We start from the raw sequence: 25,437 nt of genomic DNA on the forward strand, positions 1-25,437 counted from the left end.
GCCGGCCTTGCCGGTGAATACGTTGGCTATGCCGGCATTCACCACCAGGGCACGGGCGGCGCCCTTAGGGAGAATCTTGCGGCACCATTCCACCGGCGCGCCGGGCATGGAGGAACGCGTGAACACGCCGGCTGCCGTGGTACCTGCAGCGAACTCGATCAGCAGCAGATCGTCGCGGCCCTTGTAGCGCATGCCGGAATGGCCGGTGGCCAGGCGGGCGCCGGCGATGGGCGGCAGAGTCGGGAGTTTCTTCGGCGCCAGCGGCGAAACCGGATGCGCGGCCATACGTCTCTCCAGCAGCCTTATTGCTTCTTCAGGGCGGGTGCGATGGCGGGCAGCTTGCCAGCTGGCGGCTGCCAGTCATACTGCTCGACCTTGGCATCCTTGCGCAGTTCGGCGACGGTCTTTTCCACCACCTCGTTGCCCATGATTTCGTAGACTTGGGCGCGCACATCCTCGAATTTCGGTGCCTCGGCCTTGCGGCGGGCCTCCACTTTGATGATGTGCCAGCCGAACTGGGTCTGCACCGGCGCTTCGGTCACCTGGCCGGGCTGCAGTTTGAAGGCCGCCTCGGCGAATTCCGGTACCATCTTGTCCTTGGTGAAGAAACCCAGGTCGCCGCCGGTCGCCGCCGTCGGGCCGGTCGAGCGCTTCTTAGAAATCTCGCCGAAATCGCCACCCTTTTTCACTTCGTCCAGGGCAGCCTTCGCATCGGCCTCGGTGGCGGCCAATATGTGGCGAGCATGGACCTCTTCCTGTGGCGGCTGAGCCTTGATCAGCTCTTCGTAACGGGCCTTCAGCTTGGCTTCGGTCAGTTCGGTCTTAAGCTTGCGGTCGAGATACGCCTGCTGCAGCACCTGCTCACGTGCGGTCTGCAGCTGCGCCTTCACGGTCGGGTCGTCGGCCAGCTTGGCCTTCTCGGCAGCCATACCGAGCAGCTTGCGGGCCGCCAGCTCATTGATCAGTCCGGGCAAGAGCTGCTCAAGCGGGATCTGGTTCATCGGGGCAGGGAGCTGACCGTAGAATTCCAGCACGGCGGAACGCGTGATCGGCTGGCCGTTCACCCGGGCGACAACCGGATCGTCGCCGGCCGATTTGGCCGGCCTAGCCGGCTGGGCCCAGCCCGGCTGGACGAGAGCGGCGCTGCCAGCAGCGACAAGGGCGACGGCAAGCACAGAGGCACGGAAGGAACGGATCACGGAAGTCTCGCTAGGTATGGATTGGGGCGCCGAGCATACGCTTTTTGCAGGGCCGGACAAGCCGCCGGCTGACTGGTGGATGTGAGGTTTACGTGCCTTCTGCGGCGATGGCGGCCAATTCCTGGCGCAGGTCTGCGATCAGGTTGCGACTGACCGCCAGATTGGCCGCCTCGCGGTCGAGTACCAGGGTAAAAGCCTTCAGTTTAAGCGTCTTGCGGTCGACCAGATCGTCCTTGTCTCGACCCAGGGCGGAATCGCAGACGATGTCGATCAGGCGATCGATGGCATGCAGCCGGCCCCAGAGATAATCATTCTCGCGATGGGCGCGGCTGAAGAAACCGCCAAAACGGCCAAGATTGACGCCTTTCAGCGTGTTGCCGCGGCGGACCGTCACGGCATCCTCCGGGCTGATGCGGTCAATCTTGATCTCGTTGAATTCCCCGAGGTCGCGCCAGTTGGTGATGGTGAAGGTCAGAACGTCCCAGAACGGAAAGCCAATATAACTGACCAGCAGGTCACGCCGCGCCGCCGGGCTCCAGTCTTCCGGCGCCAGCTGGGCAAACAGGGCATCGAGTCCGTCGGTAGTGCGGTCGAGGTCGATGTCGCGCCCGAGGCTGTCGATCAGGCCGTCGATGGCGGCGAGGTTCGCGCCGGCAAAAGCGATGGCATCCTGCTCGATATGCTCGGCCTGCTGCAGGTCGATGCGGCGGAAGAACAGCGTCTTGGTTTTCTCTTTGGTCTCTGCGGCAATACCATTGCCGCCATCGAAACGGCGCAGGGCTTCCTGTGCTTCATACAAGGCCCGTTTCATGCCATCCAGCGTCTCGGCCTGCAGGCCGCGATGCTCGGTATCGCCCAGTTTGCCGTATAACTGGTTCAGCCTCTGCACCAGGAAACGAACGCGGCGCTGGCGGAACGAGATGTCGAAGCGCAGCAGAAAACGCACCCAGGCCGGCAGCGCATGCGTCGGCGTGCCGGGCGGCGCGCGTTCGAACCGGGTGGCGGTATGACAAACCTGCCGGTCCTGCGCCCAGTGCAGCAGGGCGCGGCGCGTCCACTGAGCTTCGGCTGAACGCTCACCATAGCCACAGGCATTACAGACCAGCTTGCCGACAAAATCGAGCACGGCGCCGAGCTTCAGGCGCACATAGCCCTCATAGGCAAAGCCGGCTTCGCGCACGGCGCGGTCGCTGGCCTGCATGCGCCAGAGCCGGATTTCGCTTTCGCTTAAGGCGGCATCTAGGTTTTGCGGCGCACTTTCGGCCACCAGCTGGGCGATCTGCGGCTGGGTAGCGTCGATCACGCCACGCAGGTGGCGCACGCGTTCATTGAAGCGGCTGACCCAGATCAGTTCGTCGGCAATCGGCTCGTTACGCGGAATGTCACTCAGCGCGCCTTTCAGCACGCGGAAAAAGCCCGGCACGCGGCCGGTCGGCGGCGGCGGCGGTCGCATCGGCTGTGGATCGATGTAAACCAGGCGGCGGTCGACCTCGCGGTAGGCCGGCCGGCCACGGATCGCTTTCATGGCGGCTGCGAACGGCTTGTTGGCCAGTACGCCGCCATCGACGAAGGAGGTCAGTTCCGGATCGAGGCCGGCTTTCAGGTAATCGGCGAAATTGCGCTGCACGAAACCGGCCTTGCTGTCCCAGTGCCGACCCTGTTCGGTCAGCAGACGATCAACATCACCCAACTGGGCAGGCGGGAAGGCACCCGGAAAAGCCGAGGTGGCGCGGCCGGCAAAGGCCAAGCCGGGCGCTTCGACACGGGTAAAGTCGGACTGTTCCTCGCCACCCGACCAGCGGCGATAGGCAAAGCGCAGCACATGGCGGTGCTCGCGATCGCGGATGAATGGCGGATCGTGAATCTGGATATGTTGTTGGAAGCCGTAGAAATCCGTCAGCGTGACCAGCAGGTCGAGCGCCAGATTGGTCGGCATCAGCGAAGCGCCCGGATGATCCGGTTCCCCCATCGCTTCGAGGCCGGCGAGCAATTGACGCAGCAGATGCTGGCCGTCAAAGGGCGGCTGGAACCAACGTGAGCGGGTGAACAGGGAAAGCTTGTCGAGGATTTCCGCATCGCCCAGCATCAGTCGGCCAAAGCGTGAGCGCGAGGCCAGCCACAACACCGGTCGCATATAGGCCTTGCTCCACGGATTGGCGCGTTTCTCGGGATCGAGCAGGCGCGAGACATCGGCCTCATTGAGCCAGAGGTTGCGGAAATGGTCGATGCGCAGGTCATGCGCCAGGGCGCGACCGAGGATGATGCCGTTGATGCCGCCGGCCGAGGCGCCGGCAATCACGTCCACCACCACGCGCAGGTCGACATGCTTGCCCAATTCCTGCAGCAGCTCGAAATAGGCATGCTCGCTGTCGTATTCGGTGTCGCCGGGCCGGATATTGTCGGCAAAGCGCGCGGTATCGCGGGCGGCGCCCTTGGGCTGGGCATGATAGGCGCGCGAGGCGCGTACCAGCTTGAGAATTTCCTTCACCACGCCATGCATGTAGATGGCAAGCGACACGCCACCGAAGCAGACCAGAGCGAGGCGTAGTTCTTTTTCCTGCAAGTGGATATTTCCCCCGAGCGGTCTTTGGCGCGGTCCTGAAACCGAATCCGCCCGCCTGAGTGTGCCTTGGGCGGGCCTGTCACTCAAGCGGCAGTTGGGTGCAGCAGGCTATCGGCCGCTTCGTCCAGGCAGGCATCGCCCTCCGGCATCAGGCCGGCGAAGTTGGGCCAGGCATGCGGCAGGCCATGCCACAGTCGCAAGCGGGTCGATATGCCGGCTGCGTGGGCCCGCTCGGCCAGCCGCAATGTATCGTCGCGCAGCAGTTCGCTGTCACTGACATGCAGCACCAGCGGCGGCAGGCCGGCAAGATCACCATAGAGTGGCGATAGCAGGGGGTCGTTTTTTGCGGTCTCGCCAGCATAGAGGTCGGCGGCGAAGCGAATCTGGGTCGGCATGAACCAGGCGCAGCGCTCGATATTTTCGGTGAATGCCGCGCCGCTACAGGCCAGATCCGTCCAAGGCGAGAACAACGCGGCGGCGGCAGGTAGCGGCAGATTCTGCTGCCTGCAGGCCAGCATCAGCGCCAGCGCCAAGCCGCCGCCAGCGGAATCGCCAGCCAGCCAGATGCGGTCGGGCCGATAGCCTTCGACCAGCAACCAGCGCCAGGCCCGCAGCGCATCTTCCAGCGCGGCCGGGTAGGGATGCTCCGGGGCCAACCGGTAATCGAGGGCGAAGACCGCGACCCCAAGCCGCCGGGCCAGCCTGGCCGTGATGGCGCGGTGGGTGCGGGGGGCGCCGCAGATATAACCGCCGCCATGAAGATAGAGCAGGGCGCGACCGCGGCGGGGCTTGTCGGGACGCAGCCACTCGCCGCGCAGCCAGTCGCCGTCCTGCATCAGCTTGATACGTTCGGCCTTCACCCCGGCCGGCAGCCGGGAACGGGTGAAGGCGAACATTAGGCCGCGCAGCAGCGGAATATCCATGCGGGTGATTTTTCTCGGTTTGACCAGCCGGCGCAGGCCGCGCGCGATCAGCCGGGCCTGCAGGCTGGGCGTATCGTGCAAATGGCCATGGCGGTGACCGACACTGGGGTGGCGACGCAGCATGCCGCGACCTTAGCCAGCCGTGCCGGCCGTCACAACCTTGCGTAAAGCGGCGCGGCATCTTGCCGGGGCGGGCCGGGCGTCGTACACCGAACCGGCTATGACAGAGCTTTCCCATGCCGCTGCCGCCATCGCAGTCGACCGTGCCGGGCACGAATTGCGCCGCGGCCGGCCGGTGCTGCTGGCGATGAACAATGCCGAGCGGATTCTGGTGCTGGCCGCCGAGACCCTGACCGAGGCGGTACTGGCCGATGTGACGCGCCTGAGCGGTGAGGGCGCGCTGGCGCTGACCGCTTCGCGGGCGGCCGTACTGCATATCGGCCCCACCGGGCACGATACCATTCTGCTACCGCTGGCCGACCTGCCGGCCAGTGATAATGAAAAGGCCGCTTTGATTCGTGATCTGGCCGATGCCAGTCGCGACCTGGCAGCGCCTTTGCGCGGACCATTTACCCGGATCAAGGCCGCTCCGCCCGAGAGCGCGCGGCTGGCGGTGAAGCTGGCCAAGACCGCCTATCTGCTACCGGCTGCCATGCATCTGCCGCTGCAACACGATGTCGTGCTTCCAGCCGATCTGCTGGCTGTCTCGGCTGAGGCGGTGGCCACCTATGACCTGGCCGAAGCGGAAACCCTGGTACCGGTCAGCCAGGCGCGCCTGCCGGTCGCCGATGCCGAGAATGCACGGCTGTATGCATTCCGCCCGGCCGATGGCCGGCAGGAGCATTTCGCCCTGGTAATCGGCGATCCCGATCCGACAAAGCCGGTACTGACGCGGCTGCATTCGGAATGCTTCACCGGCGACCTGCTGGGCTCGCTGCGCTGCGATTGCGGTGAGCAGCTGCGCGGTGCCATCCGCACTATCGACGAGGCCGGCGGTGGCGTGCTGCTCTACCTGGCGCAGGAGGGCCGTGGCATCGGCCTGGTCAACAAGCTGCGTGCCTATCAGTTGCAGGACCAGGGATTTGACACCGTCGATGCCAACCAGCGGCTCGGGTTCGATGCCGACGAGCGCTGGTTCCTGCCAGCCGCCCGCATGCTGCAGCGGCTGGGGTTCGGGGCCGTGCGGCTGCTGACCAATAACCCGGAAAAGGTGACGGGCCTGGAGGCTTGCGGGATCACCGTGGCCGAGCGCGTGCCGCACAAATTCCCGTCCAACGCCCATAATGAGGCCTATCTGGCCGCCAAGCGCAAACGGTCCGGGCATTACCTCTGAAATCTTGTTTCACCCGGCAGGAATTGCCGGGGGATGGCCAGTTTGGTCTCTAACCTATTGATTTACCAGATCTGATATCTGGCACGCGGCTTGCGATGTCCTGTCCGAGAGGACCCGCATGTCTGATGAAATGACCATTGCCGCGCTCCCGGCTTCCGGGGTGCCGCCCAAACCGCCGGCCAAGCAGGCCGAGGCGGCGGGCAATGGCGACGGACGCGAGCATCGTGGCCTGTTCGGGCCGGGTGGCTTCAAGTTTTCCGACTTCCTCGACATCATCAACCCGCTGCAGCACATTCCGATCGTCTCGACCGTCTATCGCGCCCTCACCGGCGACCAGATCGAGGCTGGTTCACGGATGGCCGGCGGTGCGCTGTTCGGCGGCCCGATCGGTCTGGCCGCTTCGGTGGTCAGCGCGATGATCAATGAAGGCACCGGCAAGGATCCAGGCGAGCATGCCATGGCGATGCTCGGGATCGACCTGGGCGGCCAGGATCAGCCGGCCACCGCCATTGCCGCGAACACGCCAGGCGATGCCGACCGTGTGGTGCAGAATGCCACGCAGCAGCAGGCAGCCCAGCAGCAGGCAGCCTTTGTGCAGGCGCAGATGCAGGCAGCGCGGCCGGACCTGAGACTGGCGGCAAAAATTGATGATACACGCAGCGAGCGTCGACCCGCGGCACAGGACAAGCCGTCCGATGCGAAATCCGCCATTGAGCTTCCCAGTGATCTGTTCCAGGCCCTGAAGCAGCAGGCTCCGGCGCAGGCCGCACCGGCCGGTCCGGCAGCGGAAGCTATCATGGCGGCCCAGGCGCGCAATCCGGCAACTGCATCGCGTGGTCGTGCGCAGCCGGCGGCAGTCACGGCGCCGGAAATGATCGATGGCAGGCCTTGGTTTCCGGCTTTCCCCACCAACGCGCCGGCGTCTGGCCGCAGCGTCGGTACCTCGCCGGTCACACAGCAGAACGTCGCGGCGAAATATGGTGCCAGGACCGCGCCGCAGCACGCGGCTTCGCATGCTGAGATCCAGTCGTCCGCCGACTGGGCCAGTCGCGCCGCCGAGGCCTATCAAAAATATTTTGACATGCAGCAGCAGCGCGACCGCCAGCGCGGCATGCAACCCGCGCTGGATGCCACCTACTGAGGCTTGCATAAACCGCCGCTTTGCCGCCTGATTCCGGCATGAGCGACATCATCGTCACATCGGATGGTTTCCTGAGGTATGGCGGCCTACGGTTCCGCTGCGCGCTGGGCAAGGGTGGTATGAAGCCCGAAGCCGACAAACGCGAGGGCGATGGCGCCACGCCGCTTGGCCGCTACGCCCTGCGTCAGGTTTATTATCGTGCCGATCGACTTGCCGTTCCGGAAACGCGGTTGCCGATCCAGCCGCTGACGCGGCAGGATGGCTGGTGCGACGATCCCGCCGAGACCGCCTATAACCGCCATGTGCTGCTGCCATATGCTGCCAGCCATGAAAAACTCTGGCGCGAGGACCATGTCTACGACGTGATCGTGGTACTGGGGCATAACGACGATCCACCCGTGCCCGGCATGGGTAGTGCAATTTTCCTGCATCTGGCGCGACCGGATTACAGCGGCACCGAAGGTTGCGTCGCGCTGGCCCTACCGGATCTGCTGGCGCTGCTGGCCGTGCTGCCGCCTAACGCGGCGATGCAGATCATCAGTGCGGATTGAAGCCAGCGCGAGCCGCCGCCGGAATAGTCGGGCCGGATCGGTCCGCCGCCTCGGCCTGGCGGGTCAGGAGGATGGTGGTTGCATCTGGGCTAAACAGGACGAAGCCGGCCAGGATCAGGGCGGTTACCATGGCGATCCTGCATTGTGGTTTCCCGATTTGCACTGGAAAGGGTCGGCTGGGTGATTGCCGCAGGGTAAACATGGCGTGATTGCGCGCGGCGCGGCGGCTGCCTAATCTGCCGGAAGAAATCTTGGAGGAAACCATGACTCTCCCCGCCGTCGTGCAAGGCCGTCTCTCGTTGCCGGTGATTGGCTCGCCGATGTTCATTGTCTCGGGCCCCGAACTGGTGATCGCCCAGTGCAAGGCCGGCATCGTTGGGTCCTTCCCGGCGCTGAATGCGCGACCGAAGGAAGTGCTGGAGGAATGGCTCAAGCGCATCAGCGGTGAACTGGAAGACTATCGCGCCAAGCATCCGGAAAAGCCGGTGGCGCCGTTCGCCGTCAACCAGATCGTGCATCATTCCAATGATCGCCTGATGCATGACATGGAACTCTGTGTCAAATACAAGGTGCCGATCATCATCACCAGCTTGCGCGCGCCCAACGAAGTGGTGACCGCGGCGCATTCCTATGGCGGCATCGTGCTGCATGACGTGATCAACATCCGTCACGCAAAAAAGGCGCTGGAAGCCGGCGTCGACGGCCTGATCCTAGTCTGCGCCGGCGCTGGCGGCCATGCTGGCACGCTCAGCCCGTTTGCGCTGGTCTCCGAGGTGCGGCAGTTCTTCGACGGGCCCATCGCCTTGTCGGGCTCGATTGCCCATGGCCGCCACATCCTGGCCGCCCAGGCGCTGGGTGCCGATTTTGCCTATATCGGTACCCGCTTCATTGCCACCCAGGAAGCCAACGCGACGCCCGACTACAAGCAGATGCTGGTCGATTCTGCGGCCGGCGATATCGTCTATTCCTCGTTGTTCACCGGCGTGCATGGCAATTACCTGAAGAAGAGCATCGCCAATGCCGGCCTCGATCCGGACAATCTGCCTGAGGCCGACAAGAGCACCATGAGTTTCGGTTCAGGCGGCAGCTCGAAATCCAAGGCCTGGCGCGACATCTGGGGCGCCGGCCAGGGCGTCGGTTCGATCCACGACATGCCGCCGGTTGCCGATCTGGTGGCCCGGCTGAAGCGGGAATACGACGCGGCCAAGGCAGAATTGCTGGGTGGCGTGGCAGCGCAGGCCGCCGAATAACCGGAACAGGCCATCGCTTCTTAGACAAGAGTCTTATTCAGCCCTCGCCCGGTCTGGTATAGATCGGCGTCACAATAAGACTGACGGGAGGGTAAAATGGCGAATCGTTACGATCAGGTCTTTGCCGCGGCGAAGGCCGACCCAGAGGCTTTCTGGGCCGCGGCGGCCGCGCCACTGCATTGGTTCAAGACGTGGGACCGGGTGTTGGATGCCTCCAATCCACCCTTCTACCAGTGGTTCGCCGGCGCCGAGACGAATACCTGCTACAATGCGCTCGATCGCCATATCGAGGCGGGGCATGGTGACCGTGTCGCTCTGATCTATGATTCGCCGGTCACCGGCACGATCCGCCGTTTCACCACGCGTGAGCTACGCGATCGTGTTGCCCGCGTGGCCGGCACGCTGACCGCTTTGGGCGTTAGCAAGGGCGACCGCGTCATCATCTATATGTCGATGACACCCGAGGCTGCGATCGCCATGCTGGCCTGCGCCCGTATCGGCGCGATCCATTCCGTGGTGTTTGGCGGTTTTGCGCCGCGTGAGTTGGCCACCCGCATCGACGATGCCAAGCCCAGGCTGATCATTGCCTCCTCCTGCGGTCTGGAGCCCGGCCGTGTCGTTGAATACAAGCCGTTGCTTGATCAGGCCATCGAACTTGCATCGCACAAACCACAGCATTGCCTGATCCATCAGCGCCCAATGTATCAGGGCGCTATGATGGCCGGCCGTGATCTCGATTTTGATGTCGAAGCCGACAAGGCCGCGCCGGCCGATTGCGTGCCGGTCAAGGCCACTGATCCGCTTTATGTGCTCTACACGTCAGGAACGACCGGCGTGCCGAAGGGTGTGGTACGGCAAAATGGCGGCCATATGGTGGCGCTACACTGGTCGATGCAGAATGTCTACGGCATGAAGCCGGGTGAGGTATTCTGGGCGGCCTCCGATGTGGGCTGGGTTGTTGGCCATTCCTATATCGTCTATGCGCCGTTGCTGTTCGGCTGCACCACCGTGCTCTACGAAGGCAAACCGGTCGGCACGCCCGATGCCGGCGCTTACTGGCGGGTGATCGAGCAGCACAAAGTGGCGGTTTTGTTCACCGCGCCCACGGCTTTCCGCGCCATCAAGAAGGAAGACCCGAAGGCCGAGCTGATCGGCAAATACGATCTCTCCGGCTTCCGCACCCTGTTCCTGGCCGGCGAACGCGCCGATCCCGATACGGTGAAATGGGCGGAAGACAATCTGAAGCGCCCAGTGATCGATCACTGGTGGCAAACCGAGACCGGCTGGCCGGTGGCGTCCAATTGCATGGGTATCGAGCATCTGCCGGTCAAGCACGGCTCGCCGACCAAAACCGTGCCAGGCTATGACGTACAGGTGGTGGATGACGATGGCCATCCGGTGAAGGCCGGCGATATCGGTAACATCGTGATCAAGCTGCCGCTGCCGCCGGGCTGCCTGCCGACCCTGTGGAACAACGACGAAGGTTTCAAGAAAAGCTACCTCGCCCGTTTCCCCGGCTACTACAACACCGGCGATGCCGGTTTCATCGACGAGGATGGCTACATCTTCATCATGAGCCGCACGGACGACATCATCAATGTTGCCGGCCACCGGCTCTCGACCGGCGGCATGGAGGAAGTGCTGGCCTCGCATCCCGATGTGGCGGAATGCGCCGTCGTCGGCGTGGCGGATCAACTGAAAGGCCAGGTGCCGCTCGGTTTCGTCGTGCTCAAGGCCGGTGTCAGCCGGCCCGAGGATCAGATCGTGCGTGAGCTGGTGCAGCTGGTGCGCGAAAAGATCGGACCGGTGGCTGCTTTCAAACAGGCGGCGGTGGTGAAACGGTTGCCGAAAACCCGTTCGGGCAAGATACTGCGCGGCACAATGCAGAAGATTGCCGACGCGCAGGATTACCGCATGCCCGCCACCATCGATGATCCGGCCATTCTGGGCGAGATCGGTGAGGCGCTGCAGCCGCTCGGCTATGCCAAACAGCCATAGGCCGTGACGGCTCAGCGCCTGCGCGACTGGCTGGCGGCCCTCGCGGTTTATCGCGACCGGCGGGTGCTGGCAATTGCCATACTCGGCTTCGCCTCCGGCTTGCCGCTTGCGCTGACCGGCCAGACCCTGCAGGCATGGCTGACCGAATCAGGCGCTTCGCTCAAGGATATCGGCCTGTTTGCCCTGGTTGGCGTGCCTTACACGCTGAAGTTCGTCTGGGCGCCGCTGGTCGACCGCCTGCCGTTGCCGCTGCTGACCCGCTGGTTCGGCCGCCGGCGCGGCTGGCTGGTTTTTGCGCAGGGATTGCTGATGGCGGCCATCGCGGCGCTGGCATTCAGCAATCCGGGGCAGGCGCTGGCCTTCACCGCGCTCTGCGCTGTGGCGGTGGCTTTTGCTTCCGCCACGCAGGATATCGTCATCGATGCCTGGCGCGTGGAAATCCTGGAGGAACGCCAGCTGGCCGCTGGCGCCGCCGCCATCGTGTTCGGCTATCGCATCGGCATGCTGGTTTCCTCGGCGGGCGCGCTGTATCTCGCCACCGTTTTCGCCTGGCCGCTGGTCTATCTCGCCATGGCAGCGATCCTGGTGATCGGCGTCGTCACCGTGTTTCTGGTTGGCGAACCGATGGCTAGGCCGCGAGGCGACGCCGAACGCCGGTTTGCCGAAGCCCAGGCCTGGCTGGCGGCGCGACCGCATCTCTCAGGAGCAACGGCCGCCGTGATGGCTTGGCTCTATGCCAGCGTCGCCGGACCCTTCCTGCAATTCATGAGCCGCAAGGGCTGGGTCGGTATCCTGCTTTTCGTCATGCTGTTCAAGCTGGGTGACAGCCTGGCTGGCGTGTTGGCCACCAGCTTCTATCTCAATCTCGGCTTTACCAAGGCCGAGATCGCCGAGGTCGGCAAGCTTTACGGTTTCGCGGCTACCATGCTAGGCCTGTTCCTTGGCGGCTGGCTGATGCAGGCGGTCGGTCTGTATCGTGCGTTGTGGGTTTGCGGCATCCTGCAGATGGTGTCTAACCTGCTGTTCGCCGTGCTGGCAATGCGTGGCCATGATCTGTGGTTTCTGGCGTTTACTGTCGGCGTGGAGAATCTGGCCAGCGGCATGGGAACGGCGGCACTGGTTGCCTATCTTTCGGCGCTCTGCGACATCGCCTATACCGCCACGCAATACGCCTTGCTTTCATCGCTCACCGCGGTGGCGCGTACGGTGCTGTCGTCTTACGCGGGCTTCATGGCCGAATCGCTTGGCTGGCCGTTATTTTTCCTGGCCACCACGGTGGCTGCCCTGCCCGGGCTGGCCCTGCTGGCCTGGCTGACCCGCCGTGGCGCGGCGACGCGAATCGTCGAGAGGCGCCCCGGAATCGCATTGGCAGAAGACTGATCTGCGGCGGCAGGCCGCAGCCGATCTGTTACAGGTCCGTTCTCCTGCTCCCCCATATCTGGGATAGCCATGCCCGGCTTGGCCACAACATATTTTATTGCGGACGCGATTTAGTAGATGTGTCATATATTTGACATGTTTGCGTCACAGTGTATAGCCATAGTTGGAACCTATGAACATGCAACTGCCTCTCTCCGTATCTACGGCTGTACCAGCATCTCGCTCTCCGCGCAGCGGCTGGCAATGCGTGTCTGCTGATGGACGTTTCGAGGTCCGTCTGACCCGCAGCCCCGACGACATCACGGCGGCGCAGCGTCTGCGCTATCAGGTTTTTTATGAGGAAATGGCGGCCGAGCCCTCGCCGGAAATGGCGAAGCTGGGCCTGGATTTTGACCAGTTCGATCGGTTGTGCGACCACCTAATGGTGTTCGATCGCACCCGTCCCGAAGGCGAACAGGCGGTCGGCACCTATCGTCTTCTGCGCCGCAGCGTGGCCGAAATGCATGGCGGTTTCTATTCGGCCTCGGAGTATGATCTGCAGCCGATGCTGGATTATGTTGGCGGCAGTGGCGGCCTGCTCGAACTCGGCCGTTCCTGCGTGCATCGCGATTATCGCACCAATGCGACGATCCAGTTGCTGTGGCGAGGCATTTCCACCTATGTCGCCGATCACAATATCAGCTTCATGTTTGGCTGCGCCTCCTTTCCGGGCACCGACCCGCAGCAGCATGCCCTGGCGCTCAGCTACCTGTATGCCCATCACCTGCCGCCGCAGGAATGGCGTGTACGCGCCCTGCCGGAGCGCTACGAGCCGATGAACCTGATCCCGGCCGACCAGATCAATCCGCGCGCCGCGCTGCATGCCCTGCCGCCGCTGATCAAGGCCTATCTGCGGCTTGGCGCCTATATTGGCGCCGGCGCGGTGGTTGACCGCCAGTTCGGCACCACGGACGTGTTCATCCTGCTTCCGGTTGAACGGATCGCGCCGAAATACCAGAATCGTTTCTCGGCCGATGAAGGTCTGGTGCAGACCGAATACCACGCCTGAGCGGCGGACAATCCGGATTTGATCAGGCGGCGCCGGTTGTCGGCGCCGCTTTTGTTTGCGTAACATCCTGCTCAGAGGAAACGACCGGATAAACCCGGGTAATCATGGGCGGGACGGGGATGAATATCGCACATCTGCTGCATCGGGCGGCCAGGGTATGGGGTGAGCGGCCGGCATTGTCGGTTGGCCGCGAGGCAAGGCTAAGCTATGCCGAGATGGGTTGCCGCGTGCCGTGTCTGGCTGCCGGGCTAGTGGCTGCCGGGACGCTACAACCAGGCGACCGAGTCGCTATCCTCATGAAGAACTGCCCCGATTACTGGGAAGTGCTGTTCGCGCTCTGGCATGCCGGGCTGGCCGCTGTGCCGATCAATGCCAAGCTGCATGCCCGCGAGGCGGCCTGGATCATTGATAATGCACAGGCGAAGCTTGCCATCGTCTCGGCGGCTTTCGCCGAAGACCTGTCAGTCCTGAAATCGGAGATGCCCGAACTGCAGCGGATCATCGTGGCGGAGGGGCCGGAATTCGCGCGCCTTTACACGGCCGATCCGCTGGCTCTCGCCACCGAAATCCGGCCCGACCATCTGGCCTGGCTTTTCTATACATCCGGCACCACCGGTCGACCCAAAGGCGCGATGCTCACCCATCGCAACCTGATGGTGGCGACGATGAACTATTTCGCTGATGTTGATCGCGTTGATCCCACCGACAGCATTCTGCATTGTGCGCCGATCAGCCATGGCTCGGGCATGTACGGATTGCCGCACTTGGCGCGCGGCGCTAACCAGGTGATTCCCGAATCCGGTGGTTTCGATCCGGCCGAGACATTGGACCTGATCGCGCATTGGCCGGGCTGCAGTTTCTTCTTCGCGCCGACCATGGTGCATCGCCTGATCCATGCGCCGCAGATCGCCACGGCCGATACCACCAACCTGAAGACCATCGTTTATGGCGGTGGGCCAATGTATGTCGCTGACCTGCGGCAGGCCATGACGGTGCTGGGCCCCAAGCTGGCGCAGATTTACGGCCAGGGCGAGGCGCCGATGACCATCACCGGCATGGACAAGCAGATGCATGTCGATACCGGCCATCCGCGACACCTGAACCGGCTGGGCTCGGCTGGCGTGGCGCGTAGCGACGTGGAGGTGTGCGTGGTGGATGCTGACGACAATCCGCTGCCTGTCGGTGAGATTGGCGAGGTGATCTGCCGCGGCGAGATCGTGATGGCCGGCTACTGGCGCAATCCCGATGCTACGTCGCAGGCTCTGCGCAACGGCTGGCTGCATACCGGCGACATGGGCAGTTTCGACGAAGATGGCTTCCTGACGCTGAAAGATCGCTCGAAGGATATGATCATTTCCGGCGGCAGCAACATCTATCCGCGCGAGGTGGAGGAGATTTTGCTGTGTCATGAGGACGTCAGCGAAGTATCGGTGGTGGGCAAGCCGCATGTCGACTGGGGCGAAGAAGTAGTCGCCTTCGTGGTGCCACGCGAAGGTGTGGCTCTTAGCGAGGAGGTGCTGGATCGCCTGTGCCTCGATCATATCGCCCGGTTCAAGCGGCCCAAGCAATATCGCTTCGTGGCCGCGCTGCCGAAGAACAATTATGGCAAGGTGCTGAAAACAGAGCTGCGCCTGCTGCTGGAGAAGGAAGGCTGAGGTGTCTGATCTGGTCTACATCACCGAACACGCGCGCAAGACCCCGGACAAACCGGCGGTGATCATGGCTGCCTCCGGCATGGTTACCACCTTCGGCCAGCTGGAGGAGAATTCAAACCGTGCCGCACACCTATTTCGCAGCCTGGGCCTGGGGCCGCGCAGCCATGTGGCGATGGTGATCGAGAACCGGCCGGAGTTTTTCGACGCCTGTTTTGGCGCCGACCGGGCCGGGCTGTATTACACGCCGATCAGCACCAAACTCACCGCCGAGGAACTGGCCTATATCGTCACCGATTCTGGCTCCCGTGTGCTGATCACGACCGATGCCTTTGCTGATATGGCTGCCGACCTGCGTCGGCTCTGCCCGAAGATCGAGCATTTCTACATGATTGGCGGCGTTGCGGAAGGTTTCGATGACTGGGAAGCCGCGCTGGCCGCCCAGCCGGCAACGCCGATCACCGATGAGGTGCAGGGCCGTGACATGTTGTATTCATCGGGCACCACGGGGAAGCCGAAGGGTGTGAAGCGGCTGATCAATGACGATCCGGTCGGCACCCGTAGCTATTTCGTCGACAATGGCTACAGCCTCTATGGCTATGGCCCCGACATGGTCTACCTCTCGCCGGCGCCGCTCTATCATGCGGCGCCGTTGCGTTATTCCATGCTGGTATCGAAAGTGGGCGGTACCCTGGTGATCATGGAGCATTTCGACGCCGAGGAGTCACTGCGGCTGATCGAGAAATATCGCGTCACCCATTCCAACTGGGTGCCGACCATGTTTGTTCGCATGCTGAAGCTGCCGGCGGAACTGCGCAGCCGTTACGACCTTTCGTCGCACCGCGTCGCCATTCATGGCGCTGGGCCGATCTCGCATGCCACCAAGCAGCAGATGATCGACTGGTGGGGGCCGATCTTGCATGAATATTACGCGGCTTCTGAAGGCAACGGCATGACTTATATCACCAGCCCGGAATGGCTGACGCACAAGGGCTCGGTTGGCCGCGCCATTATCGGCAGGCTGCATATCGTTGATGACGAGAGCGGCGTGGACCTGCCCGTGGGTCAGTCCGGCCTGGTCTATTTTGCCGATGGCCAGCCCTTCACCTATCACAATGACGAAGCCAAGACGCAGCAGGCCTTCAACGACCGGGGCTGGAGCACGCTGGGCGATGTCGGTTATATCGACGTGGATGGCTATCTGTACCTCACGGATCGCAAGGCATTCATGATCATTTCCGGCGGCGTGAACATCTATCCACAGGAAGCCGAGCATGTGCTGATCGAGCATCCCAAGGTGGCCGATGTGGCGGTGATCGGCGTGCCCAATGAGGATTTCGGCGAAGAGGTGAAGGCGGTGGTGCAGCCGATCGACATGGCCGAGGCCGGCCCGGCTCTGGCCGAGGAACTGCTGACTTATTGTCGGCAGCATCTGGCCGCCATCAAATGTCCGCGCTCGATTGATTTTGATCCAGCCCTGCCGCGGCACGCCACCGGCAAGCTGTACAAGCGGCTAATCAAGGATCGTTACTGGGGCAACCGCACGAGCAGAATCGTCTAGGCCCCATCGTCTAGGCGCCGGGCTTGCCCTTCGAGGTCGAATACTCGAAATGCAGTGGCTGGCCGCCATGCAGCAGCGGATAGATCGCATGTGCCGCTGAAGCCGCCTCGGCAAAACCGGTGAGGATCAGCTTCAGCTTGCCGGGATAGGTGGCGATGTCGCCGATGGCGAAGATTCCGGGCAGCGAGGTCTGGCAGGTGGCGGGATCGACCGGCACGTGATGCCGCTCGATCTCCAGACCCCATTGCGCGATGGGGCCAAGCTCGCTACGCAGGCCGAAGAAGGCGAGCAGGGCATCGGCGGGCAGGCGCTTCGTCTCGCCCTCCAACGATTTAACGACCACCGCCTGCAGCCGGCCGTTCTCGCCTTCCAGCGTGTCGAGCTGGTAGGGCACCACGATGTCGAGACCCTGGCCGTTCAGAGCACGCAGTCTCGCCACGCTGTCAGGTGCGGCGCGGAACTGGTCGCGGCGGTGCACGAAATCGATATGCGCGGCGATGCCATGCAGCATCAGGGCCCAGTCGATGGCGGAATCGCCGCCGCCGGCGATCACGATGCGTTTGCCGCGATACTCCTCGGCGCGGCGCACCAGGTATTGTACCCCGCTGCCGCCGTGCTGGCCCTCATAGGCCTCGATGCCGGGCAGCGGCGGGCGGTTCGGCCCGAAGGCGCCGGCGCCGGCGGCGATGATCACCGCACGCGCTTCGATCACGACGCCTTTCGACGTGGTAAGTCGGAAGCCGGCCTCTGCCGGCAGGTGTTCGAGTTTGTCCACTCGCTGGCCCAGATGATAGTCGGGGGCGAAGGGGGCTGCCTGGGCTTCCAGATTCTCCACCAGACCGGCGCCGGAAATCTTCGGGAAACCCGGAATGTCGTAGATCGGCTTTTCCGGATACAACGCGCTGCATTGCCCGCCGATGGCGTCCAGCGCATCGATCACATGGCATTTCAGGCCGACCATGCCGCATTCGAACACGGCGAACAGGCCGACCGGGCCTGCGCCGATCACGGCGATATCGGTTTTGTGGAGCATGACAGGACGACTCGCGGGCGGAAGAGGCGGTTTTTTGTAACTTTTTGGGCAGACAGATACCAGTCACGCCGCGCAAGCTGCTGATCTGACTGCATAATCAGGTTTCCGAAAAACGCCGCTCCGGGTTTGGCCGGCCAAACTCGACCAAACTCAGCCAAACCGGTCCTGTTTTTCCCAACCGATGCCTGGGATGTGGAAGGAACCGGCTTTCCAGTCGATTTGGAACAAATATGTTCAGAGACGGCTTTGCAAGCGACTGGTGCCCCGTGGCTGCTGGCCTCACCACATGGTCTGGCGGGCGCGCTCGGCCCAGCTCCGATCGTAGTCCTCACCGCCGACGCGCTGCTGGCTCAGGGCGGCCAGGATCTGGCCGGCGCTGGGCAGGCTGTCCGTCGCCAGGTGCCGGGCCGGATTCCATAATTCGGCGCGGATCACGGCGCGGGCGCACTGGAAATAGACCGCATCCACGGTGATTACCGCCACCGAACGGGGGGCCTTCTCTTCCATAGCGAACGAGGCCAGCAGCTCGGGGGCGATGCTGAGCCGGGCCCTGCCGTTGACCCGCAACGTGTTACCCAGGCCGGGCAGCAGGAACAGCAGGCCGACGCGGGGGTCCTGCAGGATATTGCGAAGGGAATCGATGCGGTTGTTGCCGCGCCGGTCAGGCAGCAGCAGGGTCTTTTCGTCGGCCACCCGCACGAAGCCGGGCTTGTCGCCGCGTGGCGAGCAATCCAGACCCTCCGGTCCGGCCGTGGCTAGGACCAGGAAGGGCGAGGCTTCGATACAGGCCCGGTATTCCGGGGAAATATAATCGATTTCCTTGACGGTGGCGGTTTCCTGCGGAACGCCGTAGAGCGCTTCCAGTTCAGCGACGGAGGCGATGAAGGTCATCGGAGGGATCCTGTGGCGGACTGGGAGGGCAGAAGCACTATGCCCCCGTGGGACATGCGCCGGCCATGGATCACGGCGGAAAAGGTTGGGGGAATTCGGCCACAAGGCATTATCGAAACTTTCGCTTTTTGCGGCAAGATTACCGAATCGTAATTCACGCTTTCGGGCCTGCAGGCTGTAGAGGATGATTGAGCTGCCGGATGGCGGAATGAGTCCGTGATCACTGCGGCACAGGCGCGAGTTCATCGGGATGATCCAGTTCAGGCAGATGTTCGGCAATGGCGACAAGGATGGCGTGATCGCGATCAGCCATCCCGACCTGCGTGCCCTGTATGACCTGTGGTTGCAGAAACGCGGCGGCGGTCCGGCGCCGTCGCGTGGTGATTTCGCGGTTGAGGAATTGCGGCCCTGGCTGGGGCATCTGATGATTATCGATTGCGATGGCGAAGACAGCCGCTACCGCCTCTATGGCACCGAATTGGTGCGCATTTTCGGTTTCGACCTGACCGGCCGCAGGGTGGCGGACTGCACCACCCTGATCGGTGACAAACCGATGCTGGAATATCGCGAGATCATTCGGAGCGCGAAGCCGGTTTATATTTCGCGCGGCAGTCCTTCAGCGCGGGAATTCCTGCTGATGGACAAGCTGGCCCTGCCATTGATGGAAGATGGCAAGGTTAACAAGATTCTCGCCGCGATCTATCTCTCCGAGACAGACTAGACACTCGCGCCTGCCCGTTCGTCAGGCCTGCGGCGTGACCAGGATCTTGCCCTTGCGGCCTTCGCGGGCGGCATGGGCCAGCGCATCCCTGATCCGCTCCAGCGGATAGGTGGCTTCCACCGCGACATGGATGGAGCCATCGGCAACCAGCCTGGTCAACTCGGTGTAAACATTGCGCATTTCTTCTCCGCCCGCTGTGCTGAACCAGCGCGCCAGCCAGAAGCCGCGTAGGCTAACATCGCGGAATACCACGTCGCCCGGCGGCATCTCGCAGGGCTGGCCGGACAGCATGCCATAATTCACCACCACGCCGCCTTCGGCCACGGCCTGGGACAGGCGGCCGGTGGCGCTGCCGGCGACCGCATCGATGGCCAGCTTCGGCAAGGCATCCATGCCTGTGAGGTCGCGCACGCGCAAAGACAGGTCTGGCCCGTCGACCAGAACGCTGTCAGCGCCCAGCGCGTGCAGTTCGTCGGCGAGTTCGGGCCGGCGCACGACATTGATGCTGCGCAGGCCACGGCGTTTGGCCAGCGCGATCACGCTGTGACCAACGCCGGAATTGGCCGCGTTCTGCACCACCCAGTCGCCCGGCGTCAGCGTGGCGAAATTCTGCAGCATCAGCAGCGCGGTGGGTGGGTTGACCGTCAGCATGGCCAGTTGCAGCGGATCGGCGCCCGGCGGCAGGGCAAACAGCCGTGCCGCCTTGGCGATCAGGTTGCTGCGCCAGTTGCCGCGGCCGGCAAACAACAGCAGCACGCGATCGCCCTGTTTGAGATGCGTCACGCCGACGCCCACGCTGCGCACGATGCCGACGCCTTCGCCGCCGGCCATCACTGGCAGGGGTGGCGGCGCGGTGCCGTATTTGCCTTCGAACTGTAGCAGGTCGGCCGGATTGATCGGCGAGGCTTCCACGTCGATCAGGACCTCGCCCGCATTGGGCGCGCCGGGGTCAGGCAGGTCGATCAGTTCGGCCACTTCATGTGCTTTGCCGAAATGCGAATAGCGGACGGCCTTGATCATGGTGTTTCTCCTCCCGTTGCTGGCACGGGCCGGTCAACGTATTCGTTAATTTTAGGCAGCCACGCGAGCAGGAAACCAGTGCCGGGATTGGCGCATCGGGATTACAGATTTGTAACTAATTGATATAACTAAATAAAAACCTGTCGATCCGCACTCATAATGTGTACGTACAAGCTGCACTGCCGGCGCCCCGCCGGACGACAGCTAAATGGAGAATATCAATGTTCCAGTTTTCGGGTGCGTCGGCGAGCAGCGATCTGCGGGCCCAGTTCGACGCCATCAACAAGGCGCAGGCGGTGATCGAATTCACCCTGGACGGTAAAATCCTGCATGCCAACGAGAATTTCCTCAAGGCGCTGGGTTACACACTGGATGAGATCAAGGGGCAGCATCACAGCCTGTTCGTCGAGCCAGCCTATCGCGCCAGCGCCGAGTATCGCGAATTCTGGGCCAAGTTGGGCCGCGGCGAATATGACGCCAACCAGTACAAGCGCATCGGCAAGGGCGGCAAGGAAGTCTGGATCCAGGCCAGCTACAACCCGATCTTCGACAAGCGCGGCAAGCCTTACAAGGTGGTGAAGTTCGCCACCGACGTCACCGAGCAGAAGATGCAACTGGCCAATTACGAGGGCCAGCTTGCCGCCATCAACAAGGCGCAGGCGGTGATCGAATTCACCCTGGACGGTAAAATCCTGCATGCCAACGAGAATTTCCTCAAGGCGCTGGGTTACACACTGGATGAGATCAAGGGGCAGCATCACAGCCTGTTCGTCGAGCCAGCCTATCGCGCCAGCGCCGAGTATCGCGAATTCTGGGCCAAGTTGGGCCGCGGCGAATATGACGCCAACCAGTACAAGCGCATCGGCAAGGGCGGCAAGGAAGTCTGGATCCAGGCCAGCTACAATCCAATCGTGGATGCCAATGGCCGGCCCTACAAGGTGGTGAAATACGCTACCGACATCACGGCGCAGACCAAGGCGGCCCAGATGATGCAACTGGCCGTGCAGCAGGTGCAGGCCGTGGTGGAGGCCACCAAGGCCAATGATCTGACGCAGCGTATCGACCTGGAGGGCAAGGGTGGCGAAATCCGTTCGCTCTGCGAAGGCGTCAATGACTTGGTCGAGGCGATGAGCGACATCATCGGCGGCATCCGCGAAGCGTCTGAAACAATCGCGGCGGCCTCGGCCGAGATTTCCACTGGCAGCCAGGACTTGGCCAGCCGCACGGAATCGCAGGCGGCCAGCATTGAGGAAACCGCCGCGTCGATGCACGAGGTCACCACGACGGTGAAGCAGAATGCCGACAATGCCCAGGCCGCCAACCAGTTGGCCACGGCGGCACGCGATACGGCAGAAAAGGGTGGCAATGTGGTGCGCGATGCCGTGGTCGCAGTCAACGAAATCGAAAGCAGCGCGCAGAAGATTTCCGACATCATCGGTCTGATCGACGAGATCGCCTTCCAGACCAACCTGCTGGCGCTGAACGCCTCGGTGGAAGCCGCCCGCGCCGGCGAGGCTGGCAAGGGCTTTGCCGTGGTGGCGCAGGAAGTGCGCGCCCTGGCGCAGCGCTCGGCCAATGCCAGCAAGGACATCAAGGCGCTGATCCAGACCTCGAACAGCCAGGTCAAGAGCGGCGCGGCTTTGGTCAACCAGGCCGGCACGTCGCTGACCGAAATTGTCGGCGCGATCAAGAAGGTGAGCGATATCGTGGCCGAGATCGCCGCTGCTAGCCGCGAACAGGCCTCGGGTCTGGAGCAGATCAACACGGCGGTTGGCCAGATGGACGAGATGACCCAGCGCAATGGCGCCCTGGTGGAAGAAACCTCGGCCTCGGCCCAGTCGCTGTCCAACCAAGCCGAGGAGCTGGCGACCCTGGTGCAGCGCTACAAGGTCAAAGGCCAGGGCCATCTGGCGCGCGCCGCTGCCGCGCCGGCCGCCCGGCCGTTGTCCAAGATGGCGTCGCTCAAGGTGGTGGCCGAAAAGCGCCCATCGGCGAAGCCCGTTGTGGTGAAGTCCGCGGCCGCACAGGGCAATACCATGGCGAAAGCCGAGGCCGATACCTGGGAGCAGTTCTGATGGATGCGCTGGTCGCAACCGATACCGCTGACACGAGCAATGCCGTGCGGGAGTATCTAACCTTCGCCGCCGCCGGACAGGAATACGGCATTGACATCCTTAGCGTGCGGGAAATCCGTGGCTGGACGGTGGAGACGCCGCTGCCCAACAGTCCGGCCGCGGTGCGCGGTATCATCAATCTGCGTGGTCAGGTCGTGCCGATCTACGATCTGCGTATCCGGCTCGGCGCCGAACGCAGCACGCCGAGCGCCATCCATGTGGTGATTGTGGTGGAAGCCGCCAGCGGGTTCTACGGCCTGCTGGTGGATGCGGTATCCGACATCCTCTCGGTTGCCGACCGTGAGCTGCAGCCGGTGCCGCAGACCGGCATGGATGCCGACCATGCCTTCCTCACCGCGCTGTTGGCGCGCGACGACCGCATGGTGTCGCTGCTTGATCTCGACCTTCTGGTCGGGGCCGCCGCCAGTATTGGTGGCGAGCAAAAGTTGATCGCCGCCTGACGCCATCGACGGCAACGCATGAAAGAAAAGAGCGTCTGGCGGCGCTCTTTTTTTTATCGCACGAAAGCCAGCCTCCGATAACTCAGGGCCTCGGCCACATGTGGCCGGCGTACGCCCTCGGCACCTTCCAGGTCGGCCAGGGTACGCGCCACGCGCAGCACGCGGTGATAGCCGCGCGCGGTGAGGTGCATGGCGCTGGCCGCTTGGGTCAGCAGATCGCGGCCCGATGAATCCAGCATGGCGATACGTTCCAGCAATTCACCATCGACTTCGGCGTTGGTGCGCACGATGCGGCGCCCGTCGCGCGACAGGCCGCCACTGCCAGTGTGGGCATAGCGGTTGCGCTGGACCTCACGCGCCAGTGCCACGCGGGCGGCCACGGTGACGGAGTCTTCCGCCGCCGGAGGCGCGCCCAGATCCGCCGGGCTGACGGCAGGCACCTCCAGCGTGATGTCGATGCGATCCAGCAAAGGGCCGGATAGACGCGCCTGATATTCGCCGGCGCATTTCGGCGCGCGACTGCAGGCCAGCGCCGGATCGTCGAGATGGCCGCAGCGGCAGGGGTTCATCGCCGCGACCAACTGGATGCGAGCCGGGTAGCTGACATGGGCATTGGCACGCGCCACCACCGCCTGGCCGGTTTCCAGCGGCTGGCGCAGGGCGTCCAGCGCTTGGCGATTGAATTCGGGCAGTTCGTCGAGGAACAGCACGCCGAGATGCGCGAGGCTGACCTCGCCGGGCCTGGCGCGCAGGCCGCCACCGATCAGGGCTGCCATCGAGGCGGAATGATGCGGGCTGCGAAAAGGCCTCCGCCGGGTGAGTTGTCCTTCGTTGATCTGGCCGGCCAGCGAGGCGATCATGCTCACCTCAAGAATCTCGCCGGCATCCAGCGGTGGCAGGATGCCGGGCAGGCGCTGGGCCAGCATCGACTTGCCGGCGCCGGGCGGACCGATGAACAGGAGGTTATGCGCACCGGCGGCGGCGATCTCAAGCGCGCGCTTGGCGCTTTCCTGGCCCTTGATGTCGCGCAGGTCGGGGATCGTCTCATTGGCGATCTCGACGGTGCGGGCGGTCGGTGGCGGCAGCACCTGGCTGCCGCGGAAATGGTTGATCAACGCGAGCAGCGACGGTGCCGCCAGCACGCGCCCGGCATCGCCGGCCCAGGCTGCTTCGCTGCCCTGGGCAGCGGGGCAGATCAGGCCGTGATCCTCGCCATGGGCGGCTATCGCCGCCGGCAGCACGCCGCTGACCGCGCCGAGCGCGCCATCGAGCCCGAGTTCGCCCAGCGCCACGAAACCCTCCAGCGCATCGGGCGGCAGCACATTCATGGCGCTGAGCAGCGCCAGCGCGATGGGCAGGTCGTAATGGCTGCCTTCCTTTGGCAGGTCGGCCGGGGCGAGGTTGACGGTGATGCGTTTGGGCGGCAACGCCAGGCCGAGCGCGCCGAGCGCGCCGCGCACGCGTTCCCGGCTTTCGCCGACCGCCTTGTCGGCTAGGCCGACCACGGCAAAGGCCGGCAGGCCATTGGAGAGTTGCACCTGAACGTCAATGGGCATCACCTCGATGCCCTGAAACGCCACGGTTCTGCAGCGCGCGACCATGCCCAGTTTTTCCGATGCGGTTTAATCCGACCTCGGGAATCGGTACGATCATTCACCAGAGATTGCAAATTCTATTTATGTTCCGCAGCGGAAATCCGCAATGGTAGCCGATCACGCTTCAGGGCAGGATGCGGCGGAAAATGCCGTCGCGGCGGATCAGGGCATGCCAGAGCGCGGCGGCGACATGCAGCACCAGCAGGATCAGGAACAGCTTGGCCGCAGGTCCATGGAGGCTTTCCGCCACCTCATGCAGCCAGGATAATGGAAACAGCGGCGGCAGCGCGAACAGGCCCAGCACCGAAACGGCACGCTGGCCAGCCAGGATCGCGACCAGGCCGCTCAGGGGCAGGATCAGCATGACGGCATAGAGCAGCAGATGCGTCACCCGGGCCAGCCGCAACTCCCAGACCGGTGTCTGGGCGGGCAGCGGCGGCAGGCTGCGCACGCGAATCGCGATGCGCGGCAGCACCAGCGCCGCCAGGATCAGCCCGGCCAGGATATGCCAGCCCATGACACCCATTTTCTCGGGCCCGCGCGGCAGGTCTTCCATCACCTCGCCGAGGATGAAGGCGGCTGCCATCGCGGGGAAAATCAGCCAGTGCAGCAGGATCAGGGCAAGCGGATAGCGGGTCGGCATGGCAGGGGCTCCTGGGGAAGGACAGGGTCATCTTATGCACGCCGGGAGAGGCGATTCCCTGCGCTGGATCAAGGATGCCCGGTTTTGCTGTCCGCCACCTTGCCAGCATGGCCGACCCGCGCTACACAAACGCCGCACCCTTTGGGGAGTAGCCTCCCGCCGGGCCGCCATTGCGGTCGCCAGAGCGGGGGAAGCGTCAACAGACTAGTCGACGGGAGACCAGCCCCGGCGGCTTGGCGCTGACCGGCCGGTTCTGGAATCATACTGATCCGCGAACCGTGCGTGGCGAGACCTTAGGCTTGCTTTTCCGCACCCCGGACCGGGCGGCGGGAAACGCAGCCTATGGCCTCCATCGCCGCC

Annotated in this window: 22 protein-coding genes; 12 read left to right on the top strand and 10 right to left on the bottom strand. The window is 63.6% G+C overall.

Going from position 1 to position 25,437, the window contains the following annotated elements:
* The 4 genes from Q1J79_RS04235 to Q1J79_RS04250 all read right to left on the bottom strand — a co-directional run.
* Positions 1-285: bifunctional ornithine acetyltransferase/N-acetylglutamate synthase (locus Q1J79_RS04235; protein WP_300296955.1), on the bottom strand; the 285-nt coding region annotated here is incomplete at its 3' end.
* A 17-nt stretch (positions 286-302) separates the two neighbouring features.
* Positions 303-1,199 (bottom strand): peptidylprolyl isomerase, encoded by an 897-nt coding sequence (locus Q1J79_RS04240; RefSeq protein WP_300296957.1) that lies wholly within the window; start codon positions 1,197-1,199, stop codon positions 303-305.
* Positions 1,200-1,287: 88 nt separating this feature from the next.
* Positions 1,288-3,762, bottom strand: coding sequence for a patatin-like protein (locus tag Q1J79_RS04245; protein ID WP_300296960.1), 2,475 nt, complete (start codon positions 3,760-3,762; stop codon positions 1,288-1,290).
* Between the two features lie 83 nt (positions 3,763-3,845).
* Positions 3,846-4,808, bottom strand: a complete 963-nt coding sequence (locus Q1J79_RS04250; RefSeq protein WP_300296963.1) for an alpha/beta hydrolase — start codon at positions 4,806-4,808, stop codon at positions 3,846-3,848.
* A 97-nt stretch (positions 4,809-4,905) separates the two neighbouring features.
* Between Q1J79_RS04250 and ribA the strand changes: the two genes are divergently transcribed.
* The 3 genes from ribA to Q1J79_RS04265 all read left to right on the top strand — a co-directional run bounded on the left by ribA (position 4,906) and on the right by Q1J79_RS04265 (position 7,710).
* Positions 4,906-6,018 carry a GTP cyclohydrolase II gene (gene ribA / locus Q1J79_RS04255; protein ID WP_300296966.1) on the top strand — a complete coding sequence of 371 codons (1,113 nt, stop codon included), beginning with the start codon at positions 4,906-4,908 and terminating at the stop codon, positions 6,016-6,018.
* Between the two features lie 118 nt (positions 6,019-6,136).
* Positions 6,137-7,159, top strand: a complete 1,023-nt coding sequence (locus Q1J79_RS04260; protein ID WP_300296969.1) for a hypothetical protein — start codon at positions 6,137-6,139, stop codon at positions 7,157-7,159.
* Positions 7,160-7,197: 38 nt separating this feature from the next.
* Positions 7,198-7,710: a L,D-transpeptidase family protein gene (locus Q1J79_RS04265; protein ID WP_300296972.1), complete on the top strand. Its 513-nt coding sequence runs from the start codon at positions 7,198-7,200 to the stop codon at positions 7,708-7,710.
* Here Q1J79_RS04265 and Q1J79_RS04270 read toward each other — a convergent pair.
* Positions 7,697-7,975 (bottom strand): hypothetical protein, encoded by a 279-nt coding sequence (locus Q1J79_RS04270; RefSeq protein WP_300296974.1) that lies wholly within the window; start codon positions 7,973-7,975, stop codon positions 7,697-7,699. The two genes, Q1J79_RS04265 and Q1J79_RS04270, sit on opposite strands and share 14 nt — an antisense overlap.
* On the opposite strand from Q1J79_RS04270, the gene Q1J79_RS04275 reads away from it, so the two are divergent.
* The 6 genes from Q1J79_RS04275 to Q1J79_RS04300 all read left to right on the top strand — a co-directional run bounded on the left by Q1J79_RS04275 (position 7,974) and on the right by Q1J79_RS04300 (position 16,599).
* Positions 7,974-8,960, top strand: a complete 987-nt coding sequence (locus tag Q1J79_RS04275) for a nitronate monooxygenase family protein (protein ID WP_300296977.1) — start codon at positions 7,974-7,976, stop codon at positions 8,958-8,960. The genes Q1J79_RS04270 and Q1J79_RS04275 overlap by 2 nt on opposite strands.
* A gap of 96 nt (positions 8,961-9,056) precedes the next feature.
* A complete protein-coding gene (locus Q1J79_RS04280) occupies positions 9,057-10,958 on the top strand; it encodes a propionyl-CoA synthetase (protein WP_300296980.1) in 1,902 nt (633 codons plus the stop codon).
* A gap of 3 nt (positions 10,959-10,961) precedes the next feature.
* Positions 10,962-12,338, top strand: a complete 1,377-nt coding sequence (locus tag Q1J79_RS04285; protein WP_300296983.1) for an AmpG family muropeptide MFS transporter — start codon at positions 10,962-10,964, stop codon at positions 12,336-12,338.
* 247 nt (positions 12,339-12,585) lie between these two features.
* A complete protein-coding gene (locus tag Q1J79_RS04290; RefSeq protein WP_300296986.1) occupies positions 12,586-13,386 on the top strand; it encodes a GNAT family N-acyltransferase in 801 nt (266 codons plus the stop codon).
* Between the two features lie 119 nt (positions 13,387-13,505).
* The gene (locus Q1J79_RS04295) at positions 13,506-15,041 is read left to right on the top strand and encodes a long-chain fatty acid--CoA ligase (protein ID WP_300296989.1); all 1,536 of its coding nucleotides are present in this window, start codon (positions 13,506-13,508) and stop codon (positions 15,039-15,041) included.
* Between the two features lies 1 nt (position 15,042).
* Positions 15,043-16,599 carry an acyl-CoA synthetase gene (locus Q1J79_RS04300; RefSeq protein ID WP_300296992.1) on the top strand — a complete coding sequence of 519 codons (1,557 nt, stop codon included), beginning with the start codon at positions 15,043-15,045 and terminating at the stop codon, positions 16,597-16,599.
* A 10-nt stretch (positions 16,600-16,609) separates the two neighbouring features.
* Here Q1J79_RS04300 and Q1J79_RS04305 read toward each other — a convergent pair whose 3' ends face one another.
* Positions 16,610-17,632 (bottom strand): NAD(P)/FAD-dependent oxidoreductase, encoded by a 1,023-nt coding sequence (locus tag Q1J79_RS04305; protein WP_300296994.1) that lies wholly within the window; start codon positions 17,630-17,632, stop codon positions 16,610-16,612.
* 279 nt (positions 17,633-17,911) lie between these two features.
* On the bottom strand, positions 17,912-18,523 hold the full coding sequence (locus tag Q1J79_RS04310) for a pyridoxamine 5'-phosphate oxidase family protein (RefSeq protein WP_300296996.1): 612 nt from the start codon (positions 18,521-18,523) through the stop codon (positions 17,912-17,914).
* 250 nt (positions 18,524-18,773) lie between these two features.
* Here Q1J79_RS04310 and Q1J79_RS04315 point away from each other — a divergent pair, with 250 nt between their 5' ends.
* Positions 18,774-19,244, top strand: coding sequence for a PAS domain-containing protein (locus tag Q1J79_RS04315; protein ID WP_300297000.1), 471 nt, complete (start codon positions 18,774-18,776; stop codon positions 19,242-19,244).
* Positions 19,245-19,265: 21 nt separating this feature from the next.
* Here Q1J79_RS04315 and Q1J79_RS04320 read toward each other — a convergent pair whose 3' ends face one another.
* Positions 19,266-20,264, bottom strand: coding sequence for a zinc-dependent alcohol dehydrogenase family protein (locus tag Q1J79_RS04320; protein WP_300297003.1), 999 nt, complete (start codon positions 20,262-20,264; stop codon positions 19,266-19,268).
* 221 nt (positions 20,265-20,485) lie between these two features.
* On the opposite strand from Q1J79_RS04320, the gene Q1J79_RS04325 reads away from it, so the two are divergent.
* Both Q1J79_RS04325 and Q1J79_RS04330 read left to right on the top strand, forming a co-directional pair.
* On the top strand, positions 20,486-22,339 hold the full coding sequence (locus Q1J79_RS04325) for a methyl-accepting chemotaxis protein (protein ID WP_300297005.1): 1,854 nt from the start codon (positions 20,486-20,488) through the stop codon (positions 22,337-22,339).
* Positions 22,339-22,839 carry a chemotaxis protein CheW gene (locus tag Q1J79_RS04330; RefSeq protein ID WP_300297008.1) on the top strand — a complete coding sequence of 167 codons (501 nt, stop codon included), beginning with the start codon at positions 22,339-22,341 and terminating at the stop codon, positions 22,837-22,839. Before Q1J79_RS04325 ends, Q1J79_RS04330 begins: the two co-directional genes overlap by 1 nt.
* Before the next feature lie 53 nt (positions 22,840-22,892).
* Here the strand turns inward: Q1J79_RS04330 and Q1J79_RS04335 are convergent, their stop codons facing one another.
* Positions 22,893-24,440 carry a YifB family Mg chelatase-like AAA ATPase gene (locus Q1J79_RS04335; protein ID WP_300297011.1) on the bottom strand — a complete coding sequence of 516 codons (1,548 nt, stop codon included), beginning with the start codon at positions 24,438-24,440 and terminating at the stop codon, positions 22,893-22,895.
* Between the two features lie 118 nt (positions 24,441-24,558).
* Positions 24,559-25,077: a cytochrome b gene (locus Q1J79_RS04340; protein ID WP_300297014.1), complete on the bottom strand. Its 519-nt coding sequence runs from the start codon at positions 25,075-25,077 to the stop codon at positions 24,559-24,561.
* Positions 25,078-25,437: the final 360 nt, after the last annotated feature.

The organism is Ferrovibrio sp. (assembly GCF_029255545.1).
GTDB lineage: Bacteria > Pseudomonadota > Alphaproteobacteria > Ferrovibrionales > Ferrovibrionaceae > Ferrovibrio.

Coding starts and splice junctions, on each gene's coding strand:
- Q1J79_RS04330 (WP_300297008.1), top strand. CDS start 22,339: ATGGATGCGCTGGTCGCAACCGATACCGCTGACACGAGCAATGCCGTG.
- Q1J79_RS04320 (WP_300297003.1), bottom strand. CDS start 20,264: ATGATCAAGGCCGTCCGCTATTCGCATTTCGGCAAAGCACATGAAGTG.
- Q1J79_RS04275 (WP_300296977.1), top strand. CDS start 7,974: ATGACTCTCCCCGCCGTCGTGCAAGGCCGTCTCTCGTTGCCGGTGATT.
- Q1J79_RS04265 (WP_300296972.1), top strand. CDS start 7,198: ATGAGCGACATCATCGTCACATCGGATGGTTTCCTGAGGTATGGCGGC.
- Q1J79_RS04280 (WP_300296980.1), top strand. CDS start 9,057: ATGGCGAATCGTTACGATCAGGTCTTTGCCGCGGCGAAGGCCGACCCA.
- Q1J79_RS04310 (WP_300296996.1), bottom strand. CDS start 18,523: ATGACCTTCATCGCCTCCGTCGCTGAACTGGAAGCGCTCTACGGCGTT.
- Q1J79_RS04295 (WP_300296989.1), top strand. CDS start 13,506: ATGAATATCGCACATCTGCTGCATCGGGCGGCCAGGGTATGGGGTGAG.
- Q1J79_RS04305 (WP_300296994.1), bottom strand. CDS start 17,632: ATGCTCCACAAAACCGATATCGCCGTGATCGGCGCAGGCCCGGTCGGC.
- Q1J79_RS04260 (WP_300296969.1), top strand. CDS start 6,137: ATGTCTGATGAAATGACCATTGCCGCGCTCCCGGCTTCCGGGGTGCCG.
- ribA (WP_300296966.1), top strand. CDS start 4,906: ATGACAGAGCTTTCCCATGCCGCTGCCGCCATCGCAGTCGACCGTGCC.
- Q1J79_RS04340 (WP_300297014.1), bottom strand. CDS start 25,077: ATGCCGACCCGCTATCCGCTTGCCCTGATCCTGCTGCACTGGCTGATT.
- Q1J79_RS04270 (WP_300296974.1), bottom strand. CDS start 7,975: ATGGTTTCCTCCAAGATTTCTTCCGGCAGATTAGGCAGCCGCCGCGCC.
- Q1J79_RS04315 (WP_300297000.1), top strand. CDS start 18,774: ATGATCCAGTTCAGGCAGATGTTCGGCAATGGCGACAAGGATGGCGTG.
- Q1J79_RS04250 (WP_300296963.1), bottom strand. CDS start 4,808: ATGCTGCGTCGCCACCCCAGTGTCGGTCACCGCCATGGCCATTTGCAC.
- Q1J79_RS04325 (WP_300297005.1), top strand. CDS start 20,486: ATGTTCCAGTTTTCGGGTGCGTCGGCGAGCAGCGATCTGCGGGCCCAG.
- Q1J79_RS04335 (WP_300297011.1), bottom strand. CDS start 24,440: ATGGTCGCGCGCTGCAGAACCGTGGCGTTTCAGGGCATCGAGGTGATG.